The sequence below is a fragment of the Actinomadura bangladeshensis genome (assembly GCF_004348335.1).
Classification (GTDB): Bacteria; Actinomycetota; Actinomycetes; order Streptosporangiales; family Streptosporangiaceae; genus Spirillospora; species Spirillospora bangladeshensis.
This window is the reverse complement of the sequence record NZ_SMJW01000003.1, coordinates 36,979-58,984: the sequence shown is the minus strand read 5'-3', so window position 1 is coordinate 58,984 and position 22,006 is coordinate 36,979. Positions and strand designations below refer to the sequence as shown.

The 22,006-nt window shown below is 68.0% G+C and carries 22 protein-coding genes; 10 read left to right on the top strand and 12 right to left on the bottom strand.

The features are described from left to right. Positions 1-50 precede the first annotated feature (50 nt). The 6 genes from E1284_RS01475 to E1284_RS43905 all read left to right on the top strand — a co-directional run bounded on the left by E1284_RS01475 (position 51) and on the right by E1284_RS43905 (position 5,288). On the top strand, positions 51-1,235 hold the full coding sequence (locus E1284_RS01475; protein WP_131936177.1) for a restriction endonuclease subunit S domain-containing protein: 1,185 nt from the start codon (positions 51-53) through the stop codon (positions 1,233-1,235). Between the two features lie 525 nt (positions 1,236-1,760). Beyond that, a complete protein-coding gene (locus E1284_RS01465; RefSeq protein WP_131936173.1) occupies positions 1,761-2,357 on the top strand; it encodes a DUF6879 family protein in 597 nt (198 codons plus the stop codon). A gap of 34 nt (positions 2,358-2,391) precedes the next feature. Continuing rightward, positions 2,392-3,015, top strand: coding sequence for a DUF6082 family protein (locus E1284_RS01460; protein WP_131936171.1), 624 nt, complete (start codon positions 2,392-2,394; stop codon positions 3,013-3,015). Positions 3,016-4,040: 1,025 nt separating this feature from the next. After that, entirely contained in the window at positions 4,041-4,853 is an 813-nt protein-coding gene (locus tag E1284_RS01455) for a helix-turn-helix domain-containing protein (protein ID WP_131936169.1), read from the top strand. Beyond that, positions 4,850-5,056: a DUF397 domain-containing protein gene (locus E1284_RS01450; RefSeq protein ID WP_341770361.1), complete on the top strand. Its 207-nt coding sequence runs from the start codon at positions 4,850-4,852 to the stop codon at positions 5,054-5,056. Before E1284_RS01455 ends, E1284_RS01450 begins: the two co-directional genes overlap by 4 nt. Before the next feature lie 124 nt (positions 5,057-5,180). Further along, a complete protein-coding gene (locus tag E1284_RS43905; RefSeq protein WP_207923491.1) occupies positions 5,181-5,288 on the top strand; it encodes a DUF397 domain-containing protein in 108 nt (35 codons plus the stop codon). Positions 5,289-5,383: 95 nt separating this feature from the next. On the opposite strand, the gene E1284_RS01440 is transcribed toward E1284_RS43905, so the two are convergent. Together E1284_RS01440 and E1284_RS01435 are read right to left on the bottom strand one after the other, a co-directional pair. After that, positions 5,384-6,241 (bottom strand): amidohydrolase family protein, encoded by an 858-nt coding sequence (locus tag E1284_RS01440; RefSeq protein WP_165965084.1) that lies wholly within the window; start codon positions 6,239-6,241, stop codon positions 5,384-5,386. A gap of 396 nt (positions 6,242-6,637) precedes the next feature. Further along, a complete protein-coding gene (locus E1284_RS01435; protein ID WP_165965083.1) occupies positions 6,638-7,363 on the bottom strand; it encodes a GNAT family N-acetyltransferase in 726 nt (241 codons plus the stop codon). A 481-nt stretch (positions 7,364-7,844) separates the two neighbouring features. On the opposite strand from E1284_RS01435, the gene E1284_RS01430 reads away from it, so the two are divergent. Then, on the top strand, positions 7,845-10,964 hold the full coding sequence (locus E1284_RS01430) for a type I restriction endonuclease subunit R (RefSeq protein ID WP_131936163.1): 3,120 nt from the start codon (positions 7,845-7,847) through the stop codon (positions 10,962-10,964). A gap of 10 nt (positions 10,965-10,974) precedes the next feature. Further along, positions 10,975-12,558 carry a serine/threonine-protein kinase gene (locus E1284_RS01425; RefSeq protein WP_131936161.1) on the top strand — a complete coding sequence of 528 codons (1,584 nt, stop codon included), beginning with the start codon at positions 10,975-10,977 and terminating at the stop codon, positions 12,556-12,558. 276 nt (positions 12,559-12,834) lie between these two features. Here E1284_RS01425 and E1284_RS41145 read toward each other — a convergent pair whose 3' ends face one another. From E1284_RS41145 to E1284_RS01395, 7 genes are all read right to left on the bottom strand, one after another. Then, positions 12,835-13,110 (bottom strand): hypothetical protein, encoded by a 276-nt coding sequence (locus tag E1284_RS41145; RefSeq protein ID WP_165965082.1) that lies wholly within the window; start codon positions 13,108-13,110, stop codon positions 12,835-12,837. A 24-nt stretch (positions 13,111-13,134) separates the two neighbouring features. After that, positions 13,135-13,353, bottom strand: coding sequence for a hypothetical protein (locus E1284_RS01420; protein WP_131936159.1), 219 nt, complete (start codon positions 13,351-13,353; stop codon positions 13,135-13,137). Positions 13,354-13,381: 28 nt separating this feature from the next. Continuing rightward, on the bottom strand, positions 13,382-14,083 hold the full coding sequence (locus E1284_RS01415) for a hypothetical protein (RefSeq protein ID WP_131936157.1): 702 nt from the start codon (positions 14,081-14,083) through the stop codon (positions 13,382-13,384). Positions 14,084-14,181: 98 nt separating this feature from the next. After that, entirely contained in the window at positions 14,182-15,096 is a 915-nt protein-coding gene (gene ccmA / locus E1284_RS01410; RefSeq protein WP_131936155.1) for a heme ABC exporter ATP-binding protein CcmA, read from the bottom strand. Between the two features lie 22 nt (positions 15,097-15,118). After that, complete coding sequence (locus E1284_RS01405; RefSeq protein ID WP_131936153.1) at positions 15,119-16,084, bottom strand: sporulation-delaying protein SdpB family protein; 966 nt, start codon at positions 16,082-16,084, stop codon at positions 15,119-15,121. Beyond that, a complete protein-coding gene (locus E1284_RS01400) occupies positions 16,078-16,653 on the bottom strand; it encodes an SdpA family antimicrobial peptide system protein (RefSeq protein ID WP_131936151.1) in 576 nt (191 codons plus the stop codon). Before E1284_RS01400 ends, E1284_RS01405 begins: the two co-directional genes overlap by 7 nt. Positions 16,654-16,744: 91 nt before the next feature. Next, the gene (locus E1284_RS01395; RefSeq protein WP_131936149.1) at positions 16,745-17,380 is read right to left on the bottom strand and encodes a sporulation delaying protein family toxin; all 636 of its coding nucleotides are present in this window, start codon (positions 17,378-17,380) and stop codon (positions 16,745-16,747) included. Between the two features lie 490 nt (positions 17,381-17,870). On the opposite strand from E1284_RS01395, the gene E1284_RS01390 reads away from it, so the two are divergent. Continuing rightward, on the top strand, positions 17,871-18,341 hold the full coding sequence (locus tag E1284_RS01390; RefSeq protein WP_131936147.1) for a GNAT family N-acetyltransferase: 471 nt from the start codon (positions 17,871-17,873) through the stop codon (positions 18,339-18,341). 76 nt (positions 18,342-18,417) lie between these two features. On the opposite strand, the gene E1284_RS01385 is transcribed toward E1284_RS01390, so the two are convergent. Further along, positions 18,418-19,128 (bottom strand): polysaccharide deacetylase family protein, encoded by a 711-nt coding sequence (locus E1284_RS01385; protein ID WP_131936145.1) that lies wholly within the window; start codon positions 19,126-19,128, stop codon positions 18,418-18,420. Positions 19,129-19,192: 64 nt separating this feature from the next. On the opposite strand from E1284_RS01385, the gene E1284_RS01380 reads away from it, so the two are divergent. Further along, positions 19,193-20,224 (top strand): MGDG synthase family glycosyltransferase, encoded by a 1,032-nt coding sequence (locus E1284_RS01380; RefSeq protein WP_243714186.1) that lies wholly within the window; start codon positions 19,193-19,195, stop codon positions 20,222-20,224. Here E1284_RS01380 and E1284_RS01375 read toward each other — a convergent pair. Further along, positions 20,202-21,071 (bottom strand): DMT family transporter, encoded by an 870-nt coding sequence (locus E1284_RS01375; RefSeq protein ID WP_131936141.1) that lies wholly within the window; start codon positions 21,069-21,071, stop codon positions 20,202-20,204. The two genes, E1284_RS01380 and E1284_RS01375, sit on opposite strands and share 23 nt — an antisense overlap. After that, positions 21,068-21,961: a DMT family transporter gene (locus E1284_RS01370; protein WP_131936139.1), complete on the bottom strand. Its 894-nt coding sequence runs from the start codon at positions 21,959-21,961 to the stop codon at positions 21,068-21,070. Before E1284_RS01370 ends, E1284_RS01375 begins: the two co-directional genes overlap by 4 nt. Between the last annotated feature and the right edge of the window lie 45 nt (positions 21,962-22,006).

Below are 22,006 nucleotides of genomic sequence, written 5' to 3'. Positions count from 1 at the left end.
TTCGTTATCTCTTGCGGCCACGAGAGGTGACTGGCCTTAACGACGCGAGGGTGTTGTCGGTCTACCGGGATCACGGAATCGTTCCCAAAGAATCGCGAGACGACAACTTCAACAAGACTCCGCTCGACCTATCTCGCTATCAAGAGGTGCGAGCAGGAGATCTGGTTATAAATAAGATGAAGGCATGGCAAGGTTCGCTAGGGATATCGGACTACCATGGGATTGTAAGTCCGGACTACCTAGTCTGCGCCCTATCGTCGGCAGTCCATGGCCGCTACCTGCATCACCTGCTTCGCTCGTCAATGATGATCGCCGAATACGGCAAGAGGTCGAAGGGGATACGGCCCTCTCAATGGCGTCTCTATTGGGAAGACCTAGCTGAAATATCGATTGACCTGCCGCCGGTGGAGGAGCAGCGGCGGATCGCGGACTTCCTCGACGCCGAGACCGCCCGCATCGATCAGCTTGTCGCTCTGCGCCGTGAGCAGCTTGACCTATTTGCTGAGCGGTATGTGGCCTTCCTCTCTGAGGCTGTAACCCCGGGCATCGGTGATCCAAGCGCAGTACGGAGCCCCAGCTACCCCTGGTTGCCTGGCACGTTGCGCACAGCAAGACTTGGCCACTTCATAAAAATTCAATCCGGGATCACAGTAGACGGTTCTAGGGATATTGCTGCCGATTCGGTTCGGCGACCATATCTTCGGGTAGCTAACGTTCAGGATGGCCAGATTGACCTTGCCGAGGTCAAGGAGATTGAAGTCTCGCCCTCAATGGCCAGGCGCGCGACTCTTATCAAGGGCGATGTTGTAATCACGGAAGCTAATGGAAATCCAGACAACCTTGGGCGCGGGGCAGTGTGGCGTGGTGAAATCAAAGGAATGGTTCACCAGAACCACATCTTTGCGCTTCGCGCGGATCGTCGACGCCTCATGCCTGAGTTTCTGGCACTAACCCTGGCCTCACTTCATGGGAGAGCCTACTTTCGGGCGACATCTAGCCAGGTGGGGATCGCAACAACTAGCAGTTCAAAAATTGCGGCGATGCCGTTTCCCTTGATGGCCTTGCCAAGGCAGAAGCAAATCATCGCTACCTGCGAGCAAATGCGGACAGCAGCGGAGGGCGTGACGCAGACGCTACGAAGGCAGGTGGAGTTGTTGGAGGAGCGGCGGCGGGCGGTTGTTACGGCGGCTGTTACAGGGGAGTTGGACGTGACGACCGCGCGGCGCGTGTCGTGAGATAGGTGGTCTCGGCCCGAAGATGGACGTGACGACGTTGGGATGCGTCTCACGTGGTTGGTGCTTGGAGCGGCGACAGGCCGAAGCCCATGGGCAAACGTCCATTGTGTGTAAGTGCTGGTAGTGCGCAACTCGGTGGGTTTCGGTCGGGTCTGCGTCGCTGATCGGCGTGGGTGTTGCTGGCGTGCGCGTTGCTGGAATGCGCGTTGCTTCAATGAGTTAGTCATCGCAGACTGGGATGACCCGGCAACTTGAAGGCGTTCCAGTGACCGCATCTCGGAGGATGATCATGAGGGCGACTGGCCGACTTGGTAAGACTCCTACGGAACGTGGCGACACCACCTCCACGACCGGTTCTCCGGATATCCTGACTCTTGACGACGGCTCCTTTGCTGTTATCGGCGTCGACATTACGGATCAGCTCGGATCGAACCCTCTCCAAGACGCGCGTTGTGCGCCGAACGAACGTATTGTTCAAATCACGCGCGCTACCCTCACTGCCGCAAAGAAGGATATTCCGGACATATGATGCATCGGCCGCCTGCATGGTCCCTCGCCGGCAGCGAACGTGTCTCGCTCGAAGAATTTCAGGTTCGGTTTGGTGAAGCGTGGTCACAGATCGAGCGGCGCTTCATCAAGGTCGAGTGCTGGCAGTCGTACAAGGAAGCCGAAGGTGTGCGGTCGCAGGAGGCATTCCAGGAGGGAGACGTCGAGGCGGCCAGGCGTTTCCTCGCGGAAGAGGCGAAGGGCGATCAGCCACTCCGCGACGAGGTGAAGGCGCGCGGCCTGGAGTTCACCCGCGTCCGGTTGGTGACACCGCCACTCACCGACTATCTTCGCTACGAAATGATCAACTACGAGATCCGTGGTCGTCTCGGAGAGAGCGTCGAGTTCATCTCGCCGGCGTCTCCCGTGGAAGAGTACTTCGACTTCCTGCTTTTTGACACGAAGGCTGCTCTCATTCACGACTACGGAGACGGGCCCATCGGGTTTCAAACTGGCGGCTGGTTCACGCGTGTTCCGGAAACGCTGGACGCCCTCGCGCGAATCGTCGAAGACCTGCGTTTCCAGGGAACTCCGATGGCGGAGGCCGATTTGATGTCGGACGTGTCCGGCAGTTAGCCGTCCAGGGGCGGAAGTCGAGCATGGTGCGCCAATGAACAAGTACGGTGGGTTCGTCCGGGTGGGGTTGTTTGTTGCGGCGGGGCTTGTCTTGGTGTTCGCCTGCATTCTGGTTCCGATCTTTCTGCTCTTGCAGCTCGACAAGGACGAACTGGCCAGGTGGTCGGACATAGGCCAAGCCGTAAGTCCGATCGGAATCTTCTTCTCTGGCGTCGCGTTCATCGGTATTTCCGCTGCTCTCCTCATGCAGGGACGAGAGCTGAGGAATCAGCGAGAAGAGCTGACGATCGCCCGTGAGGAGCAACAGCGGAGCAGCGAGTTGGCGATGCGCGAGCTGCACACCGATCTCATCAAGATGGCGATCGATGATCCCGAGCTTCGTTCCGTGTGGCCGGCGCCCGCACCCGGGCACGAGACCACGCGCAAGGATCACTACTGCAATCTGATTCTCAACCTGCAGAAGGTTGCCTACGAAACCCACACGATCGACTTGCCCGAGCTTCGAGGCGCTCTTCGTTTTCTCATGACGAGCCCGGATATGCGGGCCTTCTGGTCGCGTACTCGCTCGGCCCACGTCTCCATCACCGACAGCGACGGTCCCGAGGAAGAATTCACGGCCGAAGTTGATGCCGCATACGCCGCCACCATCGCGCCATAGCGGACGTCCCTCGTGAGAGTTCCGAAACCGCGGGAGCAGCGGCGGCGGGCGGTCGTCATGCGGTGGGTGCGGCGACCGTACGGCCTGTGCCTTCAATAGGCCGATCGTCCAGAGCCGAGTGCCCTGGAGCGGTTGCCGGTCTGGGGGACGGTCGGTGGCCTGCGCGGGGTTGGGGGAGCGCAGGCACCGGGACGGCAACCGCTCCGGGAGATCAACGGCGCTGCACGGTCGGCAGCTACCTGGGGGCGGCGTGTTGCCCCTTCGCGCCCCAGCCATAGGGCAACACGCCGCCGGTCGAGGGGAGCCGCCGGACCGTCCGCAGCCCGCCGGTTCCGTTCACCTGCGGCGTGTTGTTCTTATGCGTCTGCTGATAAGAACAACACGCCGCAGGTGAACGTGGTTCTGGGGAGTCGGTGAGTTGACTCCCATCTGCCCGCTTTGTTCATTTGCGGCTTCCGAGCTTTATCGGCGGACTTGTGCGGGTCGAGCGGGGTAGGTGCGTGGTGGCGTGCGATGCCGAGGTGGTGAAGGTTTGTCGGCATAGCGGTGTTTGCCTACGTAGCCGTGGTCGGCGATCGCCGTGCTGATGAAGAGGATCAGCATCCAGACAGCCAAGACCGCGAGGAGCGAGGCGCCTGCGATCGCCAGGGCGGAGATCACAAGGTGTCCTCGATCTTCCGCTGGGCGGCTAGGGCATCGCTGAGCAGCTGATATGTGTCCTCAACGAGGGTTGCGCATAGGCCGTAGTAGATCTCCCGCTGTGTAAGGGGACGGCCTAGGCGGGTGGCCACGAGGCACTCCATCGTCGGAGGCCGGCGGATGTGCCACGCGGGATATTTCTCCTGGAGTCGTTCGCGCTGTTGATCATTCACGGGTCGGGTTCCCTGCAATGTGGTTCGGCGTTTCAAAAGAAAGCCAAGCAGGGAAGAGTTACTGTGAGCTACGAACCGCTCACCCCCCAGCGAGCACCCGAGCCAGTGAGGCGACACCCCCGAGCAGACGGGCCGACACCCGGGAGACACCCGATGGCACCCACGCGCGACAGCAACCCTTCCGCCTACCAGGAGATGTTCGTCCATGAGTTGCGCGCCCGGCGCGAAGCGTCCGGTCTCTCACGGAACAAGCTTGGGGCGGCACTGGGCTGCACTCCCCAGTGGATCGCCAAGGTCGAGACCTTCGAGAAGCCCCCGTCCGAGGGCCTTGCCGACGACCTCGACACGTACTACCAGTTGGGTGGCGTCTTCCGTCGCATGTGGGAGAAGCACATGGAGGCCCGGAAGCGTGGGTTGATACCGAGCGGCTTTCGACCGCTGGCCGAGGCGGAGCCCGAGGCTTCGCAGTTCAGCATCTTCGCGCCACTGCTCGTCCCCGGATTGCTCCAGACCGAGGAGCATGCTCGCATGGTTTTTGAAGCCGAACAGCGAGCGGACAAGGTGGAGCAACTTCTCGCAGTCCGTATGGAGCGCCAGGCGCTCCTCGCGAAGGCGGATCCTCCCCTGTTGTTCCTGCTTATCCGTGAGGCCGTCCTCAGGGATCTTCATCGAGACATACGAGAAGGGCAGTGCAAGCGACTCCTCGATATGTTTGCGGAGCCGAACTTCTCGATCCAGGTCATCCCCGCCAAGGCCCGTGTATTTCAAGGTGGTGGGTTCCAGTTGCTCTCGTTCAACGAGGGCGCTGACGTGGTTTACGTGGACGGGGCTGGCGGGAACGGGCAAATGATCACGGACCAGGTAAGGGTGCGCAGACTCACCGTGCTCTTCAATAAGATCAGGTCTGCCGCACTGTCGGCGGAGGACTCTGAAGACCTGATCCGCACGATCATGGAGAGCACGTGAGCACATTGCATCTGTCATCCGCACTCTGGCGTAAGAGCTCGCGCAGTGACTCCTCGGGAGGAGACTGCGTAGAGGTGGCCGAGGTCATGAGCGGAGTTGCCGTTCGGGACTCGAAGGACCCGGACGGGCCGAAGTTGGCGTTCGGGCGTGCGGCGTTCAGCACGTTCGCGGACGACGTCCGCGCCGGGCGGTACGACCGCTAGCGAGCACGGGGAGGTCGCATCAGCACGTACGTCCTACCCCGTCGTCCGTCCACTGGCGCGAGAGTTCGCCCAGTGCTCTGAGCGCGACAGCTCCGTCGGAGGCGGTGGGGACGGGGTCTCCGTCGTGGCGGTTCGGGATTCCAAGGACCCGGACGGGCCGATGCTGACCTTCGACCGGGCCGCCTTCGGGGCGCTGGTGCGGGACATCCGCGCGGGCCGGCGCGACGGGTAGACGACACCCTGCGACAGCCGTGAGGGCCTCACGCCCGCGACCGGGCGTGAGGCCCGAGAGTGCCTACCGAGTTGACGTGGATGCCGAGGGTGGGTTCACGCTCGCACTCCGTACAGGTCGAGTACGGAGCCGCCGAAGATCGAACGAGCGTCGTCCTCGGAGAGGTTCCGGCCGAGCCGTTCGACGACCCCGTGTGAGTGCGGCCATGTCGATTCGGCGTGCGGGAAATCGCTGCCCCAGAGCAGGTTCAATCCGGCGGCGGCGTGCGTCACGGCGAGATCGTCGTCCTGGAGGGTGAAGTACACCGATTCCGCGACGTACTCGGACGGAAGCCGCCGCACGCCGGTGTCCATCGCGAGCCACCGGCGGTGGCGCAAGAAGTAGTGGTCCAGGCGCTGGAGCAGGTAGGGCACCCATCCCGCGTCGAACTCCGCGAAGACCACGCGCAGATCCGGATGCCGCTCCAGCACTCTGCCGAAGACGAGGTCGGTAAGCAGGTTTTGCGCGTCCCACGGAGCGCTGAGGCCGATGCCGTGCGCCGCGCCGGTGGCTGCGGGATTGCTCGACGGAAGCGCGTGGAATGTCAGCGGAGTCCCCGAGTCCACGGCGGCCGACCACAGGCGATCATAAGTGGCGGCGGAGTACACGCCCTCTCCCGGATGCAGTGGGAGCACCACACCGGACAGGCCCATCTCCCTGCACGCGATGATGGTCGAGACTGCGCTCTCACTTGACGGCGCACTTGAGGCGCCACAGCCGATGTAGCGGTCTTGTTTCCCCGAGATCGCGTCTGCCAGCCAGCGGTTGTAGACGCTCAGGACAGTCTGTGCGTACCCGCGGTTGACATGCTCCAAGAGGAACAAGCCGACCGTTGGGTACAGGACTTCGGCGGCAATACCGTCTGCGTCCTGGTCGACGGTGCGCTTGCGGCGCTTCTCGTCCTCCGGCGTCACGCACCAGGCAGATGCCGCTCCTGAGCGCTTCGCTGAGGTTCTGCATCGCCCTCGCGAAACCGATGAGTTCATCGTCATCGGACGCGTTCTGCACGCCGTTCGTCGACTCTTGCGCGGGACGGGAACGGCGATGTGCGCGCGGGTCGAACGTGAGGTGCGTGTGCATGTCCACCAGTGAGGGGGTCGCCCAGCAGCCGGTGAGGTCGATCGCCTCGGCACCGGGCGGCTCCTCCCCGCCCACAGCGGAGACGGTCCCGTCGGTGATCGTGATGCTCGTGTCCTTGAGCACATCGCAAGCCTCCACGTCTACGACATGCAGTGCTCGAAGGTGCAGGCTCCGCATGCTCACATGGCCTTTCTGCCGATAGGCCCGCGCAGGCCCGGCGAGACTGAAACTCAGCCGGTCGCCACCAGGTAGGGCGCGGTGAAGACGTGCCGGTACCCCTGCTGTTCGTACCAGCGTTGAACGGGCGAGCCGGCCTCCGTCTGCAGAAGCATGGTGCGCGCCCCGCGCTCGACGGCCAGTTCGGCGAGGAAGGCCATCATGGCCGTGCCGATCCCGGCTCGGCGGTGCCCGGGGACGGTGCCGACCCCGTAGACGCCGGCCAGTCCGCCCTTGACGAACATGCAGGCGACACCGAGCGGAACTCCTCCCTGAGAAGCCAAGAGATAGTGCTTCTCATAGGCGCCCGAGGAGACCTCGAACGAACGATGGAGACTCTGCCCGTACGCCGGGTCCAGCTCACCGTAGGGGTCGTCGGGTGCGTCGCCCGAGTAGGCGGTTGCGAATGTCGCCACGTACTCGTCCCTGCGGTCGATGCCGACGAGGGAGAGCTCCGACTTCCCGGGGCCGGCGGTGCGCTCCGCAAGCCGGACCGCGTCACCGATCAGCCAGGCGTCCCGTGCCCATACCTCGGCCCCCTCGGGCACCTGTACCGTGCCGCCGACCTCCGGCGCGGCGTAGACGGCCGGTGCGCGACCGCGATCGGTGAACTCGGCGAGATGCTCCGGCGGAACCTCCAGGCCGTCCGTCACGATATTCGGAGCGTAGAAATTGTAATAGGGGTCCGTGATGTCCGAGCTGAACAAGAGGGCTCCGGCGGCGGTGCGCCGGTGCTCCAAGAAGTACATTCCCTGGAGGCACTCGAAGTGAAATTCGAGGAGTTCTCCGGTGGTGGGCTCCGGTTCCGTCATAGGATCCCCCGGGTCCTTGGCCTTGTGTCGGTGTGCTGTCACCTCACTCGGTAGACGTGGCCGCTTTGTTTGCGTCAGTGTCGAAGCGGCTGCTTTCCGGCGGCAGGGCAGCTTCTCGGATGGCGGGATGGGGGAGCGTTCAACCTAACGCGATCCTCGGCTCCGAATTAATGATCTTTGCCCGCGCGCCCGGCGCTGCGTCCAAAGCATCCGCGCGGTGAATTCGATTCTTGCGGCGCGGTAACTCCGGGTGGAAGGACGGCTGGATCTTCTGGCGCGTCCAGCGTCCGGTGTCCGGACGGAGGGCGTTAGCTGTGTCAACATGGCGAAACGCATGGTGAACCGCTCACGCTCGGCGTAGGATGCTCCGTATCGGGTGGTACAGGGTCGCTGAACGGGAGTCGCGGGCGTGAAGGTGTACGGAGAGAGGACGTTCGAGGACGCCGTCGAGAGTGCGTTGATCGCGCACGGATGGGCGCCGGGCGAGCCCGGGAACTACGACCGGGAGCTGGGACTCGACACGGCGGAGCTGGCCGTGTTCCTCGGGCGGACGCAGCCGGAGGAGTGGGAGCGGCTGCGCGGCGCATACGGGGACGACCCGGCGCGGCCGTTCGCACGGCTGGTCGGCAAGGAGATCGACGCGCGAGGTGCGCTGGACGTGCTGCGCGTCGGTGTGAAGGACAAGGGCATCCGGTTCCGGCTCGCCTACTTCCGGCCCGCCCACACGCTGGCCGTGGGAGCCCTGGACGACTACAACGCCAACCGGCTGACCGTGACACGCCAGCTCCACTACTCGGCGGACGAGCCGGGCAAGTCGGTCGACCTGGCGTTCTTCGTCAACGGGATCCCGGTGGCGTCCGCCGAGTTGAAGAACGCGGCGACCGGGCAGACCGTCGCCGATGCGCGCCGCCAGTACCGGGAGCGCGACCCCAAGGCCCTGTTCTTCGCGCGGCGGACGCTCGTCCATTTCGCCGTCGACACCGATCTCGTCTTCCTCACCACGCGCCTCAACGGGGGCAAGACGCGGTTCCTGCCGTTCAACCAGGGATCGGACGGGCCCGGGCACTCCGGGTCGGCGGGCAACCCGCCCGCCGGCGAGACCGGGTACCGGACCTCCTACCTGTGGGAGCAGGTGCTCCAGCGCGACAACTTCCTGGAACTGCTCCAGCAGTACCTGCACGTGGAGGACGCGGACGCGAAGGCGGGCAAGGCGCCGTCCTACAAGCCGTTCGCGGCGCACACGCAGCCGCTGATCTTCCCCCGCTACCACCAGTGGCATGCGGTGAAGTCGCTGATCGCGGACGCCCGGCAGAAGGGCGCGGGGGAGAACTACCTGATCGAGCACTCGGCCGGGTCGGGGAAGTCCAACACGATCGCGTGGCTCGCGCACCGGTTGTCCACGCTGCACGACGCCGCGAACGAGCCGGTGTTCGACAAGGTCATCGTGCTGACCGACCGGCTCGTCCTGGACAAGCAGCTCCAGGACACCATCTACCAGTTCGAGCAGGTCCAGGGCGTGGTGGAGCGGATCGAGACCGACTCGCGGCAGCTCGCCGAGGCGCTCACCGGCGCCCGCGCCCGGATCGTGATCACCACGCAGCAGAAGTTCCCGTACGTCCTGGACAAGGTGCGCGACCTGGCGAAGCGCAAGTACGCGATCGTCATCGACGAGGCGCACTCGTCGCAGGGCGGCGAGGACAACGCGGCGCTGAAGAAGGCGCTCGGCTCCAAGACCGTGGACGAATCCGGCGACCCGCTCACCTCGGCGGCGCTGGCGCGCGGCCGGCAGCCCAACCTGTCGGTGTTCGCGTTCACCGCCACGCCGAAGAAGAAGACGCTCGACCTGTTCGGCCGGTACGACGCCGCCGAGAACAAGAACAAGCCCGTCCACGTGTACTCGATGCGGCAGGCGATCGACGAGGGGTTCATCCTCGACGTGCTGAAGAACTACGTCACCTACGCGACGTACTTCAAGCTGTCGGAGGCCGCCGCCGACGAGGCCGAGCGGATGGTCGACCCGCGCAAGGCGAAGGCGCAGTTCGTCCGGCAGGCGATCTGGTCGGAGGCGTCCACGGCGCTCCGCGCGAAGATCATCGTCGACCACTTCCGGTCGCACACCGCGCCCCGGATCGGCGGGCGGGCGAAGGCCATGGTGGTGACGCCGCTGCGCGCCGACGCGCTGAAGCTCTACCAGGCGATCCGGACGTACGTGGACGAGCGCGGCTTCACCGACTGCGGGACGCTCGTGGCGTTCTCCGGTGCGCTGCGGCTGGAGGAGGACGGCCCCGAGTACACCGAGGCCAAGCTGAACGGGTTCCCCGAGCGGGAGCTTCCGGCGCGGTTCGGGTACACGCGCGTTGACGACAAGCGCGCGGGGACGGTCCCGAAGCAGGAGTACCGCATCCTCGTCGCCGCCGAGAAGTACCAGACCGGCTTCGACCAGCCGCTCCTCACCACCATGTACGTCGCGAAGCCGCTCGCGGACGTCGCCGCCGTGCAGACGCTGTCGCGGCTGAACCGCACCCACCCGGGCAAGACGCAGGAAGACCTCTTCGTCATGGACTTCGCCAACAGGCCGGAGGACATCCTGGCGGCGTTCCAGCCGTTCTACGAGACGACGATCAGCGAGCCGACCGACCCCGACCTCCTGTACGCCAAGGAGCGGGAGGTGCACGCCTACCGGCTGCTCGTCGAGTCGGAGATGCGGCGCTTCTTCGAGGCGCTCAGCGCCGAGCGGGCGAAGGCCGCCGACGAGCGCGAGCTGATCAAGGCGCACGGGAAGCTGTACCGGTGGCTGGAACCGGCCGTCGACCGGTTCACCGCCCTGACTGCGGAGGAACCCGACAAGGCCGAGGCGTTCCGGGGTGCGCTGAGCGACTTCGTCCGCTCCTACGGCTGGCTGTCCCAGGTGATCGGCTACAACGACGACGACCTGGAACTGCTGTACCAGTACGGGCGGTTCCTGCTGAACAAGCTGCCGCCGCGCGGTCAGGAGGCAGCGGTGGACGTCGGCGAGGTCGAGCCGAGCCACCTGCGCATCGAGAAGAAGGACGAGGCCGAACTGCGGCTGGAGGCCGCGGGCGAACGGGAGGTGCCGGGGCTGCTGGGCGGCGCGCCCGGCCCGTCCGCCGATCCCGACGAGCTGACACTGGCCGAGCTGATCGAGCAGATCAACGACGAGTACGGCACCGGGCTGTCCACCGCCGACAAGATCATCGCGGGCCAGTTCGCGGTGGCGGTCGCCGAGGACCCGCAGCTCGCCGCGGTCGCGCTGAACAACTCCCGGGAGGTGTTCGAGCGGGAGGTCGACAAGGACGCCGACCGCATCATGATCGACCAGGCGACGTCCAACGACGCGCTGCTCGTCCGCTACTTCGAGGACGAGCGGGTCAACCGGCTCTTCAAGCAGGTCGCCAAGCGGCAGGCCTACGACATGATCCGGCGGCCGGTGCGGCGGGAGGCGCAGCGCCGCGCCACGGCCGAACGGGCCGCCGAGATTCGCCGGACTCGCGGCACTTCTCCCGAGTAGCGTGCGTGCCATGGGAGACGCCGACGAGGCGGGCGGGCGGGTCGTCGCCGGCCGCTACCGGCTGCGCGCCCCCATCGGGGCCGGCGGCATGGGCGAGGTCTGGGAGGGCTACGACGAGCGGCTCGGCGGGCGCCGCGTCGTCGTGAAGATGATGCTCGACGAGCGCCCGTCCGAGCTGTGGCCGCGCGCCGAGGCGCTGGAGATCCGCCGCGAGCGGTTCCTGCGCGAAGTCCGGACGACGGCCGCGATCGAGCATCTCGGCATCCCCGCCGTGTACGACGCGGGCGTCTCCGACGGGCGGCTGTTCATCGCCATGCAACTGCTGCACGGCCGCGAACTGCAGACGCTCATCGACGAGACCGACCACGAGAGTGAGCCGTTTCCGGTGGCGCGGGCCGCCGCGATCGGCGCGCAGATCGCCTCGGTACTGGACGAGGTGCACCGGCACGACGTCGTCCACCGGGACGTCAAGCCGTCCAACCTGATGCTGACCCCCGGCGGGATCGTGAAGGTCCTGGACTTCGGCGTCGCCTCGCTGCTCGGCTCCGGCGACAACCCGCGCCTCACCCAGGTCGGCATGACGGTCGGCACTCCGCCCTACATGTCGCCGGAGCAGGCGCTCGGCAACACGATCGGACCCACGTCCGACGTGTACGCGCTCGCCTGCGTGGTGTTCGAGGTGCTGACCGGACGGCCGCCGTATGCCGAGTCCGGGGCACGGTCGCACCAGTGGCACCACGTCCACTCCGACCCGCCGCGGATCCGGGCGACGCGGCCGGACGTCCCGGAGGAGATCGAGGACCTCCTTGTCGCGATGCTCGCCAAAGAACCCGAGGGTCGGCCGGACGCCGCCGAGGTCTATGAGCGGCTGCTGCCGTTCGCGTCCCGTCCCGGACCGGAGGGGTTCCCGGCCGACATCGCCGACCTCGACCCGTGCCTGCCGTTCGTCCGCCCCCTGGGCGGCCGCGTCCGCCGCCGGGCAGCCGCCCGCGCCCCGGCCGCCCCGGCCGCCGCGGCGCCGCCTCCCGCCGCCGCGCTCACCGAGCACGAGATCGACGAGATCGGCGCCCGCGTGGAGGCCCTGCTGGGCGAGGACCTCGTCGTGGAGGCGCTCGACCTCCTCGAGGACGCGCGCATGCGTGCGGGGGACCCCGAACTCGCCAACGAGATGGCGTTCCGGCTCGCCAGTGCCAAGTTCATCGCGGGCCGCCACACCGAGGCCGCCGCCCTGTTCTCCGAGGTCGAGCGGTACTACACCGAGCGCTTCGGGCCGGACGACCACGACGCGCAGATCGCTCGCTACTACCTGGCGCAGAGCCGGGACGAACTGGGCGACATCAGCGGTGCCGTGGCGGCGTTCGAGGATGTCGCCGGCGCCGCGTTCGATCCGTCCGACGAGCCCGCCGTGGAGCGCCACCTCGACGCGCTCGCCTCGCTGATGCGGCTGTACGCGGCCGGCAGGCGCCGCGACCGGCTCGGGGATGCGGAGGCGCGGATGCGGGACGCCGTCCAGCGGTACCGGCCGGACGAGGCCGCGACCATGCTGGCCGACCTGGACGCCTACCTGGCACGGCTGCGGCGGCTGCTCGGATAGCCGCCCTGTGGCGGCGGACGGACGTTGTACGCGCCCGAGAACAGGCCCGGTCGGGGCATGAGAGATGCGCGGCAGCGACAGGTTTGCGCTCAGCGCCGCCATCGCTGTCGTGCAGGAGGAGCGTCGCGCCGCCCTTGAGGCCCGGGCGAGCCATGCCCGACTACCCGGCCCGCCGCACTCGGTTGAAGCGACTCGGCCCCGACCTCTGGCTCCCGTAACCGACCTTGAGCGGCGGGGGACGACTCCAGGGCTCAACACCGATGTGGTCGGTGGGGCTCATTGCTTTACATAGAGGTCGCCGAACAGGAGCCATAGGTCAGCGAGTTTGCGCATTTCCTCGTGGCAGACGTAGTCGCTCCAGCGGCCGTCGGAGGTTCCGGATCGGCCGACCTGGTCGCAGGCGTCCTGCCCGCCGAGGTACGACGCTTCGAAGGTGTATCCGGGCGGCGGAGCCCAAGCGGACTTCGACGCGGCCGAGGAGGCCGATGCCGTGCCCGTCAGGCCGGCTGAGACGAACGCCGCGGCCAGAACCAGGGCGCTGATCCAGCGCATGTTCGCTCCTCTCGCTCTGTGGTCTCAGGGGATGGGCGTGGTCCGGTGCCGCCGCGCCTCTTCCTGCTGCTCGGCGGTGACCGAGGCCTGGTCGACCATGCGTACCGTCGTCCAGTGCTTGCCCACCGGGCATCGCTGCAGCCGTCCGCCGCCCAGTCGCAGGGCTTTCAAGGAGACCCCAGGAACGAACGGCGTCTCGAAGAGATGTCCATCCGCGCACTGAGCTATCCGCCAGTAGGGCATGTGTCGCACACTCCTCCGTATCGTTTCTTCACTTTTCCAGCAGAATGGTCGGGTTGAATTTCCAGGCGAGCCAGCCGAAGCTCACGAGCGCGGCGGTACCGGCCACGGCCGCGGAGCAGGCGAACGCGAGCGCGATATCGATGTCCGGGAACCACGCGACGATGAGGAAGAGGAGCAGCGCCGGCAATGCGCCGATGCGCGGAAGCCAGTTCCCGGACAATCCGAGCCGCAGATCGGTGGCCTGCGGGACCAGCAGCGCCAGCGCCATCACGACTCCGCTTCCGAGCGCGGCCAGCGGCAGCGGGGTCAGGATGGCGAGGGTCAGGTAGCCGGCTGGAACGGCCAGCCGCAGATCGGCGGCCAGGAGCAGCACCGCTCCCGCTCCCAGCACCGGACCGGTGATGAGCGCCCAGGTGACCGCCGTGATGGTCAGACCGGCGCCCAGCAGCGCGGCCAGGAGCGAGGAACGGCGCACCGGGGCGGCCAGGATCGCCTCGACCGTTTCGGCCGCACGCTCCGCGCCGACGATGTTCCGGACGTTCTTGGCCGCCACGCTCGCCGTCAGCGTCGCGATCAGTGGCGGCATGAGCCCGAACGCGAGTCCCACGGCCACGGCCGCGTGCCGGTCGCCGGCCCCGAGGTTCCGCACCCCGAGACGCGCCATGTGATCGGCGCCGTTGAGCCGTTCCGGGTAGCTCGCGGCCAGCCCGATGAGCGTCATGATCAGCAAGGCGTATCCCAGCGGCGGGGCGATGAGACGCCAGCGAAGCTCGTGCCAGGTCCGCCACAGGAAGGCGTGCAGCAGTGCGGGCGCGGACGTGGGCTCCCTCATACGCTCCGGCCCTCCCGGGAGGCGCCGGGCAGCCGTGCCGGCGGCGGCACGGCCGCCATGTTCTCCACCCGCAGGATCGTCAGGCCGTCCCTGATCAGCCTGTCCGTCAGCACGATCAGCTCGGCATGGTGGTGCAGCCGCACCGTCGCACGGTTCGGGTCGTCCGGATCCACCCGGTACTCCCACTGGCCGATGGACCCCGCGATGGGGCCGTCGGTCACGACGGACACGGCGGCGTCGCCGGTGCCGGGAAGGTAGTCCGGATGGTCCCCCAGCGTTCCGTCCCGGATGGTCAGCGCGCGATCCGCTCCGGCGAAGTCGCGTGGATCGTGACTGGCCAGCAGGACGCATCCGCCGCGCCGGGCGAAGTCGCGTACGAGTGCGATGAAGGCGCCATGCCAGTACTGGTCCAGCCCGACCGTGGGCTCGTCGAGAAGCAGTAGCTCGGGTTCGCCCAGCAGCGCCCGCGCGATCGCCGCCCGCTGCTGCTGGCCCCGGCTCAGCCTTCTCGCCGGGACCGGCAGCAACTCGTCGAGTTCCAGGGCGGCGGCCACTTCGCGGATTCCGTTCGCAGCATCTTCTTTCCGCAGGCCGTACAGCCGTCCCCAGAAGAGCAGATTCTCCCGGACGGTCAGATTCCGATAGAGCGCCGGACGGTGCGCGAGATAGCCGATCCTTCTCCGGACCGCCGCGTCCGAGTACGGATTCGCGCCCAGTGTGCGGACGGCCCCGGATTCCGGCGGCAGGATCCCGGCGCACACCCTGAGCAACGTGGTCTTGCCCGCGCCGTTGCCCGCCACGAGTGCGGTGACTCCGGGCGTCAGCCGCAGCGAGACGTCGCGCACGATGACCGGGCCGCCGTATCCGGCGGAGACACACCGGAGATCGATGACGGGCCTGGGCTCGGCCATCGCCGTCACGTTCCTGCTCCCGTCACGTGACCTCCGCGGGCTCGATAGTGGTTCCCGCGGTGCCGCCGGTCTCAAACGCGCGGTCGCGCACCGGACGGCGAAACCGGTCCGGCCACCGCACCGGGCGATCCACCGGCCAGAGGAAGAGGACCAGCCCCGCGGCGACCGCGAAGAAGAAGCTGACCAGTCCCATCACGACCGCGATGCCGAGATGGAAGAGCAGTCCTTCCAGCAGCAGCCAGCGGCGCTTCTTCTGCGGCAGGAACAGGCCGAGGAAAATGGCGAACTCGGCGGCGAGCGAACCCCAGGTGAGGAGGGCGACGAACCACGGATTCCATAGGAACGGCTCGAAGGCCGACCGGATCCACCCCGACGCGCCGTAGGACGGAGCATTGATCCAGTAGTAGAGCGCCGTGCCGTCCGCCCACTCCCGTACACCGAGTTTCGACACCGCCGCCTGGAAGTAGACCCCGGCGATCTGCAACCGGATCACGAAGAGCGCGGACCAGGCCAGAATCCTCGCCCAAGACGCCGTGGACTCCGGGGCGGGGGGAGGGTCCCAGTGGGTCCGCCGCGCGTCCGTCAGAGAGACGGGGATCAGCATCAGACTCAGCAGTTCGGTGATCTGGTCGCCGCCGTCGGGGATCCGCGATGTCGCGGCGAAGCTGAACGCCACCCAGGCGAACGGCACCGCGGTCACGCGCGGCCAGATGCCGGTGGCGGTGACGAGCAGGATCGCGACTCCCGCCCAGCGTGCGAGTTCCAGGTGACCGGCGCCGGCGACGCAGAAGAGGCCGGCTCGGGCGGCGCCGGAGCACAGGATCCGCTGGGGGATCTCGACCGTGGGAAAGAAGACGCTGCCGGTGTCGGAGAAGATGAGCGTGGCAGCCAGGCCCAACGCCAGACTCGTCCGAGCGACGCCGTACACGTTCGTCCACGGCACGGCCGCGGAATGGGCGAGGGCGAACCGTCCTGCTCGCGTCAGCATCTGATCATCACCCTGGCCACCTTGAGCACATGCCAGTGCTGATGGGTGTCGCGGCTCCACGCCCAGGGGACGGGCTCCTGCTCGGCCAGGGCGGCGTCCCCACAGGTCACCGGGTGCGGTTGAGCGTTGTGAATGGTGCGCGGGACCGGCGCGGCGGCAAGACAGGCGTCGATTGGGCGGCCATTGCACGCGTACCAGTCTTTGTCCTGCAGTTGGTATTGCAGAACTCCCAGTTCCGCCGCTTGCGCGCGGGAAAGCCGGTCGAGCCCGAACGCGTTGCGCGGGCGGGAGTGCGGGCTGAGCAGTGCACTCTCCCAGCCTCGCGCAGTGTGCTGGTACGCGAAGTAGACGGGCCTGCGCGGAGATATGGTGAAGAACGCCCACCCCTGCGGCACAGTCTGGAGCGCGGATAACTTCATTTCTTTTTCATGGGGCAGCGAAAGCGCGGTCGGCGGGAGGGCCGACTTCACGGAGTAGGCGCCGATGACCACCCAGAACAGCGCGACCGCCAATCCGAACAGGCCGGCGAGGCGAAGGCTTCGCGAGGAGTCTGCGGGAGTGTCGGACATGGTTCGTCTCCAGCGGAAGAGGACCTTCGGCAGAGGAGCCGGGCGGGGGCCGGCCCCTCCACCTGGGCGCGGGGTGTGATGGACCGGCGGGTCAGGCGCGCAGGTCCTTGGCGATCGCGTTGACCCAGATGTCCAGCGCCAGCGGCTGGCTTCCGCTCGACGCGCCCTCCTGGAACGCGCTGTCGGGCGTCTGGACCGCCACCTCCACCACCGCGACCGCGGCGGCGATGACGACGATCGCGACCTCGGCCGCGGCCACGACGTCGGCGCAGGCCGTCCAGCCGCAGGGGCCCTTCGCCGTGGTGGAGCCGGCCGTGGCCGTGCGGCCGGCCGCCGCGCGGGCGCTGCTGTCCGCAAGGTCGTGCGCGGTGAAGAGCGCCGAGCGGATCCGGTACCGGTCACCACTGCGGATGTCAGCGGCGAACCGGGAGAAGAACGCCGGGTCGCTCTCGCTCATGAGGCTCACGAGCTCGTTCACGACGTCCGTGCGCACCCGCGCCTGCTGCTGGTGCGTGATGTCCGGGAACGTCGTCGCGACCGGGCCCTGTCCGAAGAACAGTCCCCGGAACAGGTCCTCTCCCGAGAACCGGGCGGTCTGGACGGTGGCAGGCCGGGCCGCCTGGTCGGGGCTCGCGATGGCGGGTGCGGCCCCGGCGAGCACGGTGACCGAAGTGGCGATCGCTAAGGCGCTCGCCAGGTGACTCCTGCGCAGTTTCGCTGTCTGCATTTTCTCTCCTTCTGGGACGCGCCGGAGCACGCCAGCATTGAAGAGGGGAGCTGGTGGCAACGTCGCGCCGCTGCGATGGTGAATTGACGGTGCCCTGGAGACTTGCACTGGCTCTCCAGGGCTTCACCATTAGATCGCAACGCGCGTATCTATGGACTGGGCCTCTCCTGCGCATCACCTCCTCGATCACTTAGCCGAGTGAACTATGGCAACTCGTCAGTGCAGTGTCAATGTGCAGTCAATAAGCAAAACTTTGGCAAAGTGGGTCGCCGGTCAAGTGGGCGATGTATCGGTCCATGACTGCTCGTGTAGTGGCCGGCTCGTGATCAGTACTGATTTACAGAGCGCCAATAACTGGACGCCCTCGGTAGGCGCCGCCGCGGCCGCCATCGGTCCCCCGTCCTGACCGGATGCGGACGGCGGTCACCCTGAACGCGTCCGATCGAGATCGACGATCTGCCGTCAGCGGAGAATGGCGTGGGTGAGTGAGATGAGAATCGTCGTTGACGACCTGTCCGGGGCGGAGATCGCGGAGTTCCTGGCTGAGCACGTCCGGCAGATGCGTTCTGTTACGCCGCTGGAGAGCAAGCATGCGCTCGACCTCGACGCGCTGCGGAGCCCGGACGTCACGTTCTGGACGGTGATGGACGGGGAGGTCGTCGTGGGCTGCGGGGCGATCAAGAGGCTGGACGCCGCCCACGGCGAGTTGAAGTCGATGCGCACGTCTCCGGCGCGCAAGCGGAGCGGTATCGCGTCGAGGCTGCTCGGGCACGTCATCACCGAGGCCGAGCGGATGGGGTTCGCCCGGCTGAGCCTGGAGACGGGGTCCGACGACTTCTTCCTCCCGGCGCGGCGGCTCTACGAGAAGTTCGGGTTCGAGTATTGCGCACCCTTCGCCGACTACCGCCCCGACCCGAACAGCGTCTTCATGACGAAGCGGCTCGGTGGTGCCTCGCACTGACAGGGATGCAGAAACGGCTGGTCGCGCCACATAGAGGACGGATGCCGGGGGAGTAGTAGCCGTGTGACAGCGGTCGTTACGGGTGCACTCCGTGGTCGCGCAGGGGGCCGACGGTCAGGTCGGCCGCGCGGCACCGCCGTACGACCTCGGGTAGGGCGCCCAGGGTGGACTTCCAGGCGCCGGGTGCCGAAGTGACGTCGCTGTCGTGCAGGAGGAGCGTCGCGCCGCCCTTGAGGCCCGGTGCCAGGGTCTCCAGCACGGAGGACGGGGTGGAGGAGGACGTCCAATCCTTCCCCCACGCCGTCCAAAGGATGGGCCGCAGGTCGTTGCGGCGGGCCGCCACCCACGCCTCGGTGCTCAGAGCCCCGTACGGCGGCCGGTACCAGGACGGGGTCACGCCGCACACGTCCTGCACGAGGTGCACCGTGTCCCGGATCTCGCCGGTCACCCGGCCGGGACGCGTCGTCAGCGCGTTGTCGTGGTGCCAGCCGTGCACGGCGATCTCGTGGCCCTCCGCGACGATGCGGCGGCCGAGCGACGGGGTGCGCCGCAGCATCGTGCCGAGGACGAAGAACGTCGCGCGGCAGTCGAGGCGGGCCAGTTCGTCCAGGAAGAGGGGCGTGGACGAGGGGTCGGGGCCGTCGTCGAGGGTGAGCGCCACGTGGCGGGGGCCGCCGCGGCCGGCGATGCGGGGCGTCAGCCGGCGGACCGGGGACAGCCAGGTCGCCGCGGGCAGGGCGTGACCCAGCAGGGCGGCGGTCAGGGCGGCGGGCACGCGGCGGGACATGAAGACATTTTCACCGGGGGGATCTCAACACATGGGCAAACGACTCTTAATTCTGACAGCGGGCATGGGCGCCGGGCATGACGCGGTCGCCGACGAGCTGGCGCGGCGGATGGCGCCGAAGGACGTCGAGGCGTCCGTGCTGGACGTGCTCGACCTCGTGCCGATGCGGCTCGGGCACGGGCTGCGGAGGATGTACGAGGCGATGGTCCGGTCCGCGCCCTGGCTGTACGAGGGGATCTACCGGGCGTTCTTCGTGTCCCGCCGCCCGCCGCCCTCGTCGCCGCTCACCGCGCTGATCGCGCGGAGGCTGGACGCGCGGATCCGGGAGCTGCCGCCCGACGCGGTCGTGTCGACGTTCCACCTCGCGGCGCAGGCGGCCGGGCGGCTGCGCGACTCGGGGCGGCTCACCGTGCCGTCGCTGGTGCTGGTCACCGACTTCGCCGTCCACCGGATGTGGCTGCACGCGGGCAACGACCGCTACCTGTGCCCCGACGAGCAGGCCGCGCGGACGGTGATGGAGCGGACGGGCCGCCACGCCGGCGTGTACGCGCCCGTGGTGCGGCGCGAGTTCCGCCGGGCGCGCGGCGCGAGCGACCGGCTGCGGGAGGAGGCCGGGGCGCGGCCGGACGACAGGATCGTGCTGATCTCGGCGGGCGCCTGGGGCGTCGGGCGGGTCGTGGAGACGGCGCAGGGCCTCGCCGCGTCCGGCCGGTACGTGCCGGTGGTGCTGTGCGGGCGGAACGAGCGGCTGCGGGAGCGGGTCTACGGGCCCGCGCTCGGCTGGCGGGACGACATGGCGGAGCTGATGGCGGGCGCCTACGCGCTGATCGACAACGCGGCGGGGCTGACCTGCCGGGAGGCGTTCGCGTGCGGGCTGCCGGTGGTCTCCTACCGGCCGATCGCCGGGCACGGCCGCGACGGCGCCGCGGCGATGGCCCGCGACGGGCTGAGCTGCTACGCCCGCTCGCCACGCGAGCTGATCGAGGCGCTGGACCGGCTGAAGGACGAGGCGGTGCGGGCGGCGCGGGCCCGCCGGGCCGCCGCGCTGTTCGACGCCGTCCCCGCCGAGCGGGTCATCCGGGCCGCGCTCGGCTGACGTCGTGCTCCTCGTGCAGCAGCGGGGATCGGGCGATGCCGATGCTGCCGAGGAGGATCAGCCCCATGCCGGCGACCTCCAGGACGACCCACGGCCCGCCCTGGACGTCCTCGCCGAACAGGTAGACCCCGAGGATGATGCTGGCGACGGGGTCGGAGATGGTCAGGGCGGGCTGCACGGCGACGAGGCTGCCGCTCTGCAGCGCGTTCTGCAGCAGGAAGAGGCTGGCGAGGCCCGCGAGGGCCATCGCGTAGATCTGCCAGGACGTGAAGGCGATGGTGACGCCGCGCTCGAACTGGCGCGTCGCGGTGTTCATGAACGCGGCCGTCAGCGCGAACCCGACCGACGTGGAGATGCCCAGCAGGATGGCGCGGACGGGCCCGGGGACGACCCAGGCGAGCGCGATGAGGCCGGCGACGCAGCCGACCGTGCCGACCGCCGCGATGATCCACGCGGCGGTGGTCGGCACGTGGTAGCCCTCGTCCGGCGAGAGGGCGGCCAGCAGCACGGCCAGCCCGGCGCTGAGCAGGATGACGGCGGTCCACGGCACCCGGTCCAGCCCGCGCGGCGGCAGCAGCGCGATGAGGATCATCGTGAACGGCAGCTCGACGGCGAGCAGCGGCTGGACGAGCGACAGCCCCGCCATCGACAGCGCCGCCGCCTGCAGCACGAAGGCGGCGATGAGCGCGCCGATGCCGCCGAGCCACAGCGGGCTGCGCAGCAGGTCCAGGATGAGCGCGGGCTTGAAGGCGTCCGAGTCGGGCGCGGCCTTGGCCACCCGCCGCTGCAGCACGGACGCGAGCGCGTTGGAGGCGCCGGCGAGCAGCGCGAGCACGACGGGGATCACCGGGCCTCCACGCCGTCAGGCGGCGCGGCCGCGCGCTCGCCGGGTTTGCCGAGGTAGGGCGACCGGCCGAGGACGATGATGCCGCCGACCATCGCGGCGAGCCCGAGTGTCTCCAGGGCGAGGTCGGAGACCTCCAGCCGCACCCGCTCCCCGAAGATCACGATGCTGAGCGCGATGCCGGTGAGCGGCTCGGCCGCGGTGGTGGCGGGCAGCGAGATCCGCAGCGGCGCCGCGTCGAAGGCGCTCTGCGCGAACAGCAGCCCGAGCGCCCCGATGAGGACCACTCCGTACGGCTGCCAGGTGACGAGGGTGCGGGACAAGCCCTCGTCGGAGACCAGCAGGACGCTGCGGGTCAGGGTGTCCTGGAGCCCGTAGAGCAGCCCGGCGCCGCATGCCAGCAGCATGGCGCGGACGCGCAGGTCCCGGTGCAGGCCGCCGGCCGCGCACAGCACGACGAGGGCGAGCACGGCCCCGCCCGCGAGCCAGCGCGGCGAGTGCACGCCGGGCAGGGAGCCGCCGTGCGGCACCCCGATCCCGAGGAACAGCGCGACGCCGCCGGTCAGCAGCAGCGCCCCGAGCCACTCGTTGCGGCCGAGCCGCTCCCGGTAGATCACGTGCGCGGCGAACAGCGCGAAGATGAGGTTGACGGTGAGCACCGGCGTGACCTCGGCGACGTCGGCCATGTTCAGCGCGAACGCGAAGATGATCTGACCGGTGATCATCGAGGCGATGCCGGTCAGCCACAGCCGGCTGCGCAGCAGGTCCAGCAGCAGCCGCGGATGCAGGATCTCCTCCAGCGGCTCCCGGAACGCGGCGTGCTGCTGGGCCACGAAGCCGAGACCGATGAAGCCCGCGGCCACCACCGCGATGGCCATGCCGAGAATGCTCATCGGAATCCACGATCTCCCCCGGCTGATTCGTCCGGACCCGCACCT